12 protein-coding genes are annotated in these 11,515 nt (G+C 49.4%); 9 read left to right on the forward strand and 3 right to left on the reverse strand.

Annotated elements, in window-relative coordinates; all coding sequences use genetic code 11:
• The first annotated feature begins 73 nt into the window (after positions 1–73).
• From L0156_08940 to L0156_08950, 3 genes are all read left to right on the forward strand, one after another.
• Positions 74–487 (forward strand): DUF2384 domain-containing protein, encoded by a 414-nt coding sequence (locus tag L0156_08940; GenBank protein MCI0603127.1) that lies wholly within the window; start codon positions 74–76, stop codon positions 485–487.
• The gene (locus tag L0156_08945; GenBank protein ID MCI0603128.1) at positions 484–963 is read left to right on the forward strand and encodes an RES family NAD+ phosphorylase; all 480 of its coding nucleotides are present in this window, start codon (positions 484–486) and stop codon (positions 961–963) included. The genes L0156_08940 and L0156_08945 overlap by 4 nt, the downstream gene beginning before the upstream one ends.
• Positions 964–1,683: 720 nt before the next feature.
• Positions 1,684–1,878 (forward strand): tyrosine-type recombinase/integrase, encoded by a 195-nt coding sequence (locus tag L0156_08950; protein ID MCI0603129.1) that lies wholly within the window; start codon positions 1,684–1,686, stop codon positions 1,876–1,878.
• Positions 1,879–1,990: 112 nt separating this feature from the next.
• Here the strand turns inward: L0156_08950 and L0156_08955 are convergent, their stop codons facing one another.
• The gene (locus tag L0156_08955; GenBank protein ID MCI0603130.1) at positions 1,991–4,627 is read right to left on the reverse strand and encodes a serine/threonine-protein kinase; all 2,637 of its coding nucleotides are present in this window, start codon (positions 4,625–4,627) and stop codon (positions 1,991–1,993) included.
• Positions 4,628–4,868: 241 nt separating this feature from the next.
• Between L0156_08955 and L0156_08960 the strand changes: the two genes are divergently transcribed.
• Entirely contained in the window at positions 4,869–5,075 is a 207-nt protein-coding gene (locus tag L0156_08960) for a hypothetical protein (GenBank protein MCI0603131.1), read from the forward strand.
• Between the two features lie 85 nt (positions 5,076–5,160).
• Here the strand turns inward: L0156_08960 and L0156_08965 are convergent, their stop codons facing one another.
• Positions 5,161–5,739, reverse strand: coding sequence for a protein kinase (locus L0156_08965; GenBank protein MCI0603132.1), 579 nt, complete (start codon positions 5,737–5,739; stop codon positions 5,161–5,163).
• 82 nt (positions 5,740–5,821) lie between these two features.
• On the opposite strand from L0156_08965, the gene L0156_08970 reads away from it, so the two are divergent.
• The 4 genes from L0156_08970 (at position 5,822) to L0156_08985 (ending at position 7,152) form a co-directional block, all read left to right on the forward strand.
• Positions 5,822–6,160, forward strand: a complete 339-nt coding sequence (locus L0156_08970; GenBank protein ID MCI0603133.1) for a C50 family peptidase — start codon at positions 5,822–5,824, stop codon at positions 6,158–6,160.
• Positions 6,157–6,402, forward strand: a complete 246-nt coding sequence (locus L0156_08975; protein ID MCI0603134.1) for a DUF4926 domain-containing protein — start codon at positions 6,157–6,159, stop codon at positions 6,400–6,402. The genes L0156_08970 and L0156_08975 overlap by 4 nt, the downstream gene beginning before the upstream one ends.
• Before the next feature lie 132 nt (positions 6,403–6,534).
• On the forward strand, positions 6,535–6,852 hold the full coding sequence (locus tag L0156_08980; GenBank protein MCI0603135.1) for a BrnT family toxin: 318 nt from the start codon (positions 6,535–6,537) through the stop codon (positions 6,850–6,852).
• A 6-nt stretch (positions 6,853–6,858) separates the two neighbouring features.
• Positions 6,859–7,152 (forward strand): BrnA antitoxin family protein, encoded by a 294-nt coding sequence (locus tag L0156_08985; GenBank protein ID MCI0603136.1) that lies wholly within the window; start codon positions 6,859–6,861, stop codon positions 7,150–7,152.
• Here L0156_08985 and L0156_08990 read toward each other — a convergent pair whose 3' ends face one another.
• A complete protein-coding gene (locus tag L0156_08990) occupies positions 7,153–10,503 on the reverse strand; it encodes a protein kinase (GenBank protein MCI0603137.1) in 3,351 nt (1,116 codons plus the stop codon).
• Positions 10,504–10,725: 222 nt separating this feature from the next.
• Between L0156_08990 and L0156_08995 the strand changes: the two genes are divergently transcribed.
• Entirely contained in the window at positions 10,726–11,460 is a 735-nt protein-coding gene (locus tag L0156_08995) for a DUF899 family protein (GenBank protein MCI0603138.1), read from the forward strand.
• The last annotated feature ends 55 nt before the right edge of the window (positions 11,461–11,515 follow it).

Here is an 11,515-nt window from a genome sequence, read left to right on the forward strand (position 1 = left end):
CTGGTATATTATACCAGTACCAAATTTCCTCGTTCCTTGACATGTAGCCATATGTCATATATAATGACGACAAATGGCTACATCAAAGGCATCGGCAGCAAAGAAGCGGTCGCCATCCCCGACAACCATCATTCAAGAGATCAGGAAGGGCTTCGAATGGGAGAGGGTGGAGCGCTTCCAAAAAGATTATGGACTCAAAGATGAGCGCGTGGCACGCATCATTGGTCTCAGCGATCGCACTCTAACGAGACATCGGAAAGAGCGAGAACCTCTCGACTTGGTGGCCAGCGATCGTTTCTACCGTGCGGCGAGGATTATTGAATTGGCAACGAATGTTTTTGAGGATAAAGATGAGGCCATGCGCTGGCTCCGGCGCCCTCAGCCGGGTCTTGCGAACATGATCCCGCTTGAGATTCTTGACACGGAACCAGGCTCTCATGCGGTCCAAGCCTTATTGACGCAAATCGAATACGGCGTCCTGCCGTGACGCTCGCCTGGCGCATCGATAAGGCCAAGCGTTCGAAGACGGATTCATTCTCCGGCGAAGGTGCGGCAATGGAAGGAGGACGATGGAACCAACCCGGCACCCGGATGGTCTATTCAGCCGAAACACTGTCGCTTGCCGCGATGGAGAAGTTCGTTCACATGGGGGATGAGGGGAGGTCCGTGGAACTCGTATCGTATCGAATCGATATTCCTGCGGATGTTCGGGTTGAAACACTAAAAAGGAGCGAGCTACCGAAAGATTGGAAATCCTTTCCCGCGCCGCAATCCACAATGGTTATCGGATCCAATTGGGTCAAAAAGGCCCATTCGGCTGTCCTTAAGGTTCCATCTGTTGTAATCGAGACGGAGCACAATTACCTGTTGAATTCGCTACACGCTGATTTTAAGCGGCTCAGGATTCACCCTGCAAAACCATTCTCCTTCGACCCTCGCATGTGGAAGAAGGAAATATTCTAAACATTACTCCAGAACGATTGGTTTCCAGTTCCGACTCGCATCGAAAGTTGATGCCCAGATTCACCGGCATCAGAGCTTCCAAAGAGATGACCCGACGTCCCTACCCGGGATAACTTTGTCCCGCCACTATCACGGTCGGAAAGGAAGTACGGTGGTCGTCCGTATCAATACGCATGAAAGTGATTTGCGGTTATGTGGAATCCCGGAAGGCGATCCTTTTGTGTTCATTTTACAAAGAAGAATTGACAAAAAAATGAACCGTATAGGAACTTCGATAAGTATCCGGCGCTGGGATGTTTCCATGGGCAACCCATGTCCGGCATCCTTCTGATTGATGCCTCTGTGAAAGGGAAGCCTAAGTTCTGTTTGCATCCAAAAGACGTTTGCATTTTTGCGTCAGTTTTTGCGCGATTATGCAAAGTCTCGGTCTCGTGTACTTTTTCTCGACCATCTCGACGAGAAGCTTACACCTTTTAAGCAGCGGGTCGCTGGTTCGAGTCCAGCACGGCTCATTTTTCAATTAGCATCGGTAAACAACCAAAAAACAACCTTCCTCACAAAAACAAAGTTCGGGCTAATTCTCCTGTTTGTATTTGCTTGATGTGGAAATAATAAACTGGGAGAGGGTCACCTGATTTTGGACCCGGCGAAACGGAGCAATATCGGAGTTACAATTCGCAAAGACAAGCGCTACCGCAACAGATTTATATACCGCCGGACATGAAAAATGTTTATCACCGGCACTATCTGAAAAATATTGAAAGGGCCGGTCTTCGTCGGATTAGATTTTATGATCTTCGGCATACTTTTGCATCCATGCTGATACAACAAGGCGAATCGCTGGCCTATGTTAAGGATCAGTTGGGACATAGCAGTATCACTTTAACAGTGAATAATCAATTTCTGATTTTTTGAGAAGAATTTTTCCGCCCGGTTTATAGCGGGCAACTCTCGAGCCGAATCAAGCGTTCGGGCGCTGAGCCCAGTGTATGCGGCCGCTTCCTTTTTTGTCATATACCGGTCCGAATTACTTTCTCAGCAATTGAGTCCAGTTCGAAATGAAGCGGATGTTTTCGAGATTTTGATCGGCTGTAGGAATGAACAGCAGGAAGCGCTGTCCATCTGGAGCAATCCCGACCGGATGGATCAGCGATTCTTGTGGACGTTCGAACAGGAGTTTGGGATGTCCAAAGCGAGATCCGTCCAGCACTTCCACAGACATGACTTTCTCTCTGTTCACATAGATCAGTTCCTTGCCATCCATTCTCCAGCGAGCGAATGTTCCCCCTTCGGTAGAAATCTGTAGTTGCCGGTTAGCGTCTGGAAATGGCGTTACATAAACCTGTACCTGACCGCTCGCATCCGATTGAAAGGAGACCCATTTTCCATCCGGTGAAAAGATTGGTAAAAAATCGGCAGAAGGAGTTTCGATAAGTTTAAGTGGCTTTCTCTCTCCTGACAAAGGGAGAACCCAAATGTCCCAATCACCGCGCGGACTCTGAAGCATCATCAGCAGGAATTTTCCGTCATTCGAACAACTGCTAGGACCCACATACTGGCTTGATTCGAAAAGGACTTCCTCACTGGTGGCGGCACTGACCTGTTTCCGATACAACTTAGTGCCCTTACCGAAAATGATATGAGATTGATCGGGCGTCCAGATGGCGGGTCCGTTAGGGTCTGCCTGTACTGTAAGCCGGCTCAACCGATCACCTGCAAATTCGTACCTCCAGACGTCGGTCTGCCCGCTTTCAGGATCAATGCGGTTAAACGAAATCTGCGTACCATCCGGAGAAAAAATACCGCCAAACTGATAAGAGGCGGTTTGACTAACAGCGCCGATCTTCTTTCCGGCCCTGTCGAATAATGTGGGCTGCGTGATCGTGAGAGTCAGTGGCCTGTATACCAGTGAATTTCCCTGAGAGACACTGAAGAATCCATAAAAACGATTCACATCATGGTTGATTCTTTGATCGAGAATCGGAACTGCTTCGCCTTCAATAGTGAGCTTCTTCGCATCGAAAGGTTGCGCTACGAGATTTCCATCACGCACGAACAGCAGAGTATCGGGTTTTCCAAACATCGCATTGGATGCTTCCGAATTTATCTGTTTCGGTTGAGGATCCTCAAGCGATGCGACATAAATTCCATTTGGAAACTGACTTGCAAAAAGAAAATGCTTACCGTCCGGAAGAAAAAAAGGCCAACGGTGTGAGCTCTGTTCGTTTTGTACCTTTGTAAGCGGTGTTGGTGTGCCTCCGGTCGCGCTGACTTTATACAAGGGACCATACGGTTGAGGAGCAAAAATAATCGTTCCGTCTTGATTCCAGGAGCCACCGCGGCCATCAGGCGCATCGCAAATCGTTTGAGCCGGACCGCCACCTCTTTTGATTTTTTTCAGTTTCTTGTCCGCGAAAAATGCAACGTACTGACTGTCTGGAGACCAGAAAGGAGCAAGGGCTTTTTCTGTCCCTGGAATCATTTGAGGAGAGGATACGTCCATCGGCCGTATCCAGAGATGCCATTTCCGATCTGTGCTGTTCAGCGCGCAGAAAGCTACATATTTCCCATCCGGTGAAATGCTGAGCTCGCCTCCCTGCTCAGTCGTCCCGAAATTATTTCCTGCCGGAAGATCAATCGATAGTTGCAGCATAGACTGTGGTTGGGTGGATGTCTGGTAATAAAGAAATGCCACTACAATGAGCACTGCCATTGCCGCAACAGCCAATATTTTCCAAATTTGAACCGGAAGTTTTGGACGTGGGGCAGGAATTGCTGCGACTGCAGTTTGTTCCGAAGCGCCGGACAGTGATTCCAGATGAAATGCGATATCTGCGGCTGAATGAAATCTTTGTTCTGGATCCTTTTCCAAACAATGGTTGACGATTCGGGATAATACTGGAGAAATATTGCGATTGGTGTCGCTAATGTCCGATGGATCCTTTTGAAGAATTGCGCTCAATGTATCGGCAGGTGTTTCCCCGCGAAACGCGCGAACGCCTGTGAGCATTTCATACAGGATGGAACCAAAGGCAAAAATATCGGAGCGATGATCTGCAATCTTCCCGCGGACTTGTTCGGGCGACATATACCCGACGGTCCCGAGAACCAAACCGGGCTGTGTACCTGGAGAAGTTGGGAGTTGCGTTAAAGGACCTATCGAAGCGTCATTTTGAATCAATTTCGCCAGACCAAAATCCAGGATTTTTAGGCGTCCATCTTTCGTGATCATCAGATTTTCAGGTTTCAAATCCCGATGAACAATTCCTTTATCGTGAGCGGCGGAAAGCCCACGAGCGAGTTGCAAAGCATAGTCAACAGCTTTTCTTTGGGTTAGCGCGCCGGATGCTAATTTTTCGCGAAGCGTCTCTCCTTCCACGTATTCTGAAACCAGATATGGAGAGCCATCTGCCATTCCTGTGTCATAAACAGAAAGGATGTTCGGATGATTCAATATGCCGATGGCCTGCGCTTCCTGTTCAAACCGTTGTAAGCGATCCGGATCTTTCGCAAAATCGGCCGGCAACACTTTGATCGCGACGTCCCTGCGAAATTTCGGATCGCGAGCGCGATACACCGCGCCCATTCCTCCCGAACCAAGGTGTTCTACGATTTCATAAGCGCCAAGCTTTTTCCCGACTGGCACGGAAAGCGGCTCTTTCATGTTAGCGAAACTGGGTAAACCAATTTTATCAGAAACTGATGCTGCGACGCAGCCCAAGCGGAGACGGCCTTGGTGCTGTCATCCATTGGAGTGAAGAGCTGAAAACGCGCCCTCGCAGCAGGCATGTACGCTAACACCAGTCGCTGTGAAAGGCGGGCATTGAATCGATTGATCACGACGTCAAGGAATTCCTGATCGTGTAGGTCCTGGAGAAGGAACCGCATCTATATTTGAAAGACGCTTGGCAATCAATGATCGTTGCAGCAAAGCGTGGAGTGGATTAACCGATTCTACGATCGCTGAAAGTCCGGAATATGCTTTGCGGGCCGTCAAATATGGTCCGAGGGACAGTTACGCGCACAACAATCTTGGGTATTTCTTAAATAATGAAGCAATCACCCTGTCGTTGGAAGCCTATGAAATCGCATGTTCACTCGATCCACTATAGCTTTCTGCATGCGGCAATGTTAGTGGTGCTCTTTTTGATTTAGGCCGACAAGCACGGTTAAAAAGACAAGTCGTTTTATCGATCGTCACTCCACGTACTTGTTCGGGCGACATGTAACCCACTGTACCACGTACGATACCTGGCTCGGTCGGCTGCACGCTCGTCTGTAAACGCGAGAGTGCACCTTCATATTGAATCTCAGTGAGTTTAGCCAGACCGAAATCGAGAATCTTAACGCGTCCATCCTTCGTGACAAAAATATTTTCCGGTTTGAGGTCGCGATGATTAATTCCCTTATCGTGAGCCGCAGCCAAACCTGTTGCAATCTGCCGTGCGAATTCAGTTGCTTCTTTTTTCGTAATTCCGTTGCGTAAACGTTCCGGAGTGTTTCACCTTCCAGTAATTCCGAAACAAGATATGGCGAACCTTCATGATTTCCCAATGTGTGAACGATGATGATGTTCGGATGGTTTAGAGATCCAGCGGTGCGAGCCTCGAGTTCAAACCTTCGCAAACGATCCGGATTTTGCGTGAAAATACAAGGAAGAATCTTGATGGCTACTTCCCGGCCGATTTCAGGATCTTTTGCGCAATACATTTCCCCCATGCCACCGGAACCAATCACCGAAATGATCTCGTAAGACCCGAGACGTGAACCGCTCACCAAGGGTATAGATGGCTACAAGTTTACTACAAAGCCTATTTTCGGTTTGCTCGAAATGCCTGCAGTCGTTTAGAATGCAAACGTGAAACTTTCCTCAGAAACGACTATAATCAGTCAAGAAAAACTACGAGACTATATCTTGAATCCATCGAATCCTGACGGCAGATCGAAAGCACGTTTTCTTGAAGAAATAGGTTACCAACAAAAAGACTGGCAAGGTCTGGAAGCCGATCTTAGAGTGCAGCATCTTTCCACGGCGGCCTCAACTGGAAGGAGCTCGGAGTATGGGAAGAAGTATGAAATTGTTGCTCCGCTGACTGGACCGAACGGCCAAACGCGTTGGTTTCGATCCATCTGGATGATTCGCAAAGGTGAATCTGTCGCAAGGTTCATTACACTTATACCGGAAAGGAGACCATGAGCTTCCCATTGTTTTCCAGGGTTGTTTTGACTGTAGACTATCCGGATGAAAAGCTGTTGAAAGGAGACATGGGTACGATTGTTGAGCACCACGCACCCACCAATGAATATCCGGAAGGTTATGAAGTGGAGTTTTTTGCCGGTAACGGTGAAACTATAGCTGTGGTTTCAATTCCCGCTGCCGCGTTGCGCTCCGCAACCAGTAAAGACGTCCTGCATGTCCGGCAATTGACCCCTGCATAATACTCGCCGCTCTTACCGCTTAAAAGCACGGAAGAATGGATGTTCTCGTGTGTAAGCGGTAAAGTATCCTTGCATCTGTGAAATGAAGCCCAAAATTCTGTTTGCATTCAGAATCGGTTTGCAGTTTTGCGTTTGTTTTGCGCGATTTTGCAAAGTCTCGCGTACTTTTTCTCGACTATCTCGACGAGAGAATTACAACTTTTAAGCAGAGGGTCGCTGGTTCGAGTCCAGCACGGCGCTTATCCGGATGAAATCGAAGAGATCTTCTACATCAAGAACAAACTACGAAAAACGCGGGAAGATAGATATCTCTTGTACGGTATGACTGACGAAGGCCGTTATCTTTTTGTCGTTTTCGTTGTCAGCAGACTCGCAGGCAAGAACGTTGCAAGGGTCATTTCCGCCCGCGACATGACAAAAAAGGAAAAGAGTTACTATTTGAAGAAATAGAGTCCGATGAGAAAAGCAAAGAAACAAGTACCCCTCTTTACAAGTGAACAAGAAGAATTTGATTTTTGTTCCACCCAGGACAGCATGGACTACCTGAACGATACTGAGGAAATTCGAGAAAAACTCGAATTGACAAAGCGCAAACTGCCAAAGCAGCGAATTACAATGCTTCTCGATCCCAGGCTTAAGCTAAAGTTGGAGCGAATAGCTGCGGAAAAAGGGATTCCGTATCAAACTCTAATTCAACTATGGTTAAGGGAAAGGGTAAATCAGGAAATTAAGCGCAAATTGGCATCGTGATCAGCTGGATCGTGTTGATTCCGGAATCTCCAATCCTGCTTTGCGGAGTCCTTCCAGCAGTTGATCCATCAGCCCACTGGCATAATGCCAGGGTTCGATGTACCGGCGCGCATGGACAGCAAACTCCGGATCGATTGCAATCAGCTCGTTCACAGCCGACTCGGCTTCCGTTTTGCGGCCGAGTTCTCCGCAGACCGATGCGATGACCAGAGGCGGCCAGAAGAAGCCCGGCATGTTGACGCGTTTGGCCTGTTCCAGCGCTTGATCGTATTCACCTCTGCTGTAGTAATCCCAGATCAAAGAGAAATGAAACCAGCCGGCATGATGTGGATTTAGTTCCATTGCTCGCCGCGCGACGGTTGCGCCACGATCAAAGTTGCGTGTATGAACCAAAACGAGACCAGCAACTGCAAGCATGTGACTGTTTCGTGGGTTCAAAGAGATGGCTCGTTCCACCGTTGCCGGAAGTGCCCCCACATCACGGCGGAAAAACTGCGCCCAGGTGAGCGCTTCATAGGCGATCTGGCTGGCTCGATTTAATTCCACCGCGCGCTGAGCAGCCATCAGGCATCGATCGAGTGAATTCGGAAGTTCGTTAAACCCGAAAGCAAACTCATGATAATACACAAGCGACAAACAACCCCAGATGTCTGCATTTCGCGGTATTCTTTCGACCGCTCGTTCCAGAGTTGTTCGTATTCTTGCATGTTCTTCCGGCGTGAGTTTCGTCCAGTAACCAAAGAAGCGAAATACAAATTCATTCGCCGATAATTGATCATCCGGCTTGGCTTCCAAACTGGCGACCATCGAACGAACGAGCACTCCAGAGTTATCGGCCAGCGTTGCAGCAACCCGATCTGTTATTTCATCCTGAATTGTAAAGATATCGGAACTTTTCAAATCACGGTTGAAGGTCTCGGCCCAGAGATTGGTCCCAGTTCGTGCATCGATTAATTGAACGTTCACTCGGATCAAGGATCCAGATTTACGGATTCCCCCCTGAATGATGTAGCGTGCTCGAAGCTGTTCTCGCGCAGCACGGATATCATGAGGCCGATCCTTCAATTCCTGAGTGGAATCCCGGGCAATTACGGAAAGATAGGAGAATTGGGACAACGCCGCGGGAATATCTTGAGCGAGGCCGTCAGCAAAATTTTCTATCTCCGGATCGTCGGCCGGATGGTGGAAGGGAAGTACTGCAATCCACATTTCTGCGGATGCGGAACCGGACGCGGGCCGTGTGATTGATCCGCTGCTTGCATTCACGTCGCGTAATTCGGATGCCGTTACGCTCCCTCCATCAATGATAGGATCAGGCATTTGCAAGCCGGCTTTCTGAAGACCTTCGATTAAAGAGTCGATCAAACCGGAGGCCGAGAGCAACGGTCCCATGTGATCACGCGCATGCGAAGCAAACTCCGGATCGAACGAAAGCAGCTCGTTCACAGCGGCTGCGGCTTCTGATTTCCGGCCGAGATGTCCGCAAGCCGATGCAATCACCAGTGGCACCCACCAGACGCCGGGCATGTTGATCCGTTTTGCCCGTTCCAGCATCTGTTCCCATTCACCTCTGCTGCAATGATCCCAGATCAAAGGAAAATAAAACCAGCCCGCGTGATGCGGATTCAGTTCCATTGCCCGGCGTGTTAATTTTGCTCCCCGCTCAAAATCACGCGTGTGTACCAGCAATCCTCCAAGCGTCGCAAGAGTATTGCTGTTTCGCGGATTTAAAGAGATGGCACGATCGATCGCTGCGGGCATTGCCGCAAGATCGCGCCGAAGAAAATGGGCCCAGGCAAGAGCTTCGTGTGCGATCTGGCTGGCTCGATTCAGCTCCACTGCGCGCTGTGCCGCCCTCAGGCATCGATCGAGCGAATTGGGAAGTTCGTTGAGACGGAGGTAATATTCATTTGCGTAAACAATCGACAAGCAGGCCCAGAGATCCGCATTTCGCGGTATTTTTTGGACCGCCTTTTCCAGACTTGTCCGGATTTTTGCATGCTCTTCCGGCGTGAGCTTCGCCCAGTAACCAAAGAAGCGAAATACAAATTCATTCGCCGATAATTGATCATCCGGCTTGTCTTCCAAGCTTGTAACCATCGAACGAACGAGCACTCCGAAGTTATCGCCCAGCGTTGCAGCAACGCGATCCGTGATTTCATCCTGAATGGAAAAGATATCGGAGCTTTTCAGATCACGGTTGTAAGTCTCGGCCCATAGATTTGTGCCGGTGTGAGCATCCATCAACTGAACGTTCACGCGGATCAAGGATCCTGATTTGCGGATTCCTCCTTGAATGACGTAACGCGCTCCCAGTTGTGTGCCTGCGGTGCTCTGTGCAATTACGGACAGATAGGAAAATTGGGACAACGCCGCGGTAATATCTTGAGCGAGTCCGTCGGCAAAATTTTCCATCTCCGGATCTGCGGCCGGATGCTGGAAGGGAAGTACTGCAATCCACATTTCTCCGGACCCGGAACCGGACGCCGGTCGTGTGGATGATCCGCTGCTTGCATTCAAGTCGCGTAATTCGTTGTAGACATCGCGCGCAGTCTGATAACGATCTCTCGGATCTTTCATCAAACAACGCCGGATGATTCGCTCCAAATGTTCGGGCATGCCCGCCTTCAAATCGCTGACCCGCTCTGGCGTATCCCTCATGATGGAGGAAATCAGTTCAGCGGAGGTGTCTCCGTGAAAGGGGCGGCGTCCCGTAATCATTTCGTAAAAAATGATTCCAAGAGAGAAAATATCGGACCGGTGATCCAATCTTTTTCCCTGAATCTGCTCCGGAGACATATAAGGCATGGTCCCCAGAACAATTCCGGCTTCCGTTTGCGCGTGTGTTTCCATGCGTGACGAATCCGGATCGGAATCATCCCGCATCAGCTTGGCAAGACCAAAATCGAGTACTTTGATTCTTCCTTCCTGGCTCACCATGATATTGCCCGGTTTTAAATCGCGATGAATGATTCCTTTTTCATGCGCGGCAGAAAGCGCTTCCGCCACCGAAGTACTGAAACGAACGAAGGTATCAATATCTAATCCATTAGAAGGAATCAACTGAATGAGCGTTTCACCTTCTACAAGCTCCATTGTCAGGAAGCGAATTCCATCGGCCTCTTCGATGGAATAAATCGTTACGATGTTGGGGTGATTCAGAGCGGCAATTGTCTCCGCTTCGCGCTGAAACCGCTCTAGGCGAACCGGATCCTGTGCCACTTCTTCCGGTAAGACTTTGAGCGCAACTCTCCGCTTCAGTTTGACGTCTTCGGCGACATAGACCTCTCCCATTCCCCCTTTACCCAAACGGTCGAGGATTTTGAAATGGTTGAGTGTCTTACCAATCACAGACTAAGCTCGGAGGAGCAATCTTTTCCGATCATATCACAGCAAATTTTGAAATCTGAGGTCGATATGAGACACGTTTCGTCTCCACTTTGAATACTGTTGAAGTCGTGCGACAACTGGCTTAGAACATCCATGCGAAGGCCTCTTCCTTTTCGCCAAGACGGGCATAAATTGCTTCTTTAGATAAACGCAAGTGATTTCTGTTGAAGAGAGGAAACTATCATGGTCCATGAAATGATCGGCGGTACTTATCGTCAAACTAATCTTCCGAACGAGTCCGCCGAATACCTATCCAAGCGCGAAGAGTTGCGAAAGGCGGAAATTGAATTGAGGCGACAACGTGAACGGGTTGCCGAACTGCGTCGCGCGCTTCCAAAAGGTGCGACGGTCCAGGATTACGAGTTTCTTGAAGGCCCGGCTTCGCTCGATGATGGTGACAAGCCCGTGCGAAAGACGCGATTAAGCGAACTGTTTACTGCACCGGACCGTTCGCTTGTTATTTACCACTTCATGTTTGGAAAGGAACAGACAAATCCTTGTCCGATGTGCACTGCCTGGATCGATGCCTTCAACGGGATCGCTCATCATCTGGCCCAAAACGTTGACCTGGCGATTGTGGCTGCGGCCGATCCGCCCACACTGCGAGCACACGCACGAAATCGCGGTTGGGACAAGCTGCGTCTGCTGAGCGCCGGCGAAAGCACTTTCAAGTACGATCTCGGCAGCGAAGATCGCGAAGGACTTCAGGATTCTACGATTTCGGTTTTCACTCGAGAGAGTGATGGCTCACTGCGCCATTTTTACAGCGGTCATCCGCGGTTAGCCGCGGACATCAAAGAGCGTGGCATCGACGAGTTGAATCCAATTTGGAATGTTTTGGATCTGACACCTCAGGGCAGAGAAAAGTTTTACGCGTCGCTCGACTATGGCACGAAGGTGCAGGCGGCGCGACGGTAGCCAACGAAGTTGACGGAGATCATTCTCCTTGAATTCACACTGCCGGAAAGCCGAC

The organism is bacterium (assembly GCA_022616075.1).
Lineage (GTDB): Bacteria > Acidobacteriota > HRBIN11 > JAKEFK01 > JAKEFK01 > JAKEFK01.

What these genes read in the sequence shown, in the direction of transcription:
- L0156_08955 (MCI0603130.1), bottom strand. Translation starts at nt 4,627, where the DNA reads ATGAAAGAGCCGCTTTCCGTGCCAGTCGGGAAAAAGCTTGGCGCTTAT.
- L0156_08995 (MCI0603138.1), top strand. Translation starts at nt 10,726, where the DNA reads ATGGTCCATGAAATGATCGGCGGTACTTATCGTCAAACTAATCTTCCG.
- L0156_08950 (MCI0603129.1), top strand. Translation starts at nt 1,684, where the DNA reads ATGAAAAATGTTTATCACCGGCACTATCTGAAAAATATTGAAAGGGCC.
- L0156_08985 (MCI0603136.1), top strand. Translation starts at nt 6,859, where the DNA reads ATGAGAAAAGCAAAGAAACAAGTACCCCTCTTTACAAGTGAACAAGAA.
- L0156_08975 (MCI0603134.1), top strand. Translation starts at nt 6,157, where the DNA reads ATGAGCTTCCCATTGTTTTCCAGGGTTGTTTTGACTGTAGACTATCCG.
- L0156_08940 (MCI0603127.1), top strand. Translation starts at nt 74, where the DNA reads ATGGCTACATCAAAGGCATCGGCAGCAAAGAAGCGGTCGCCATCCCCG.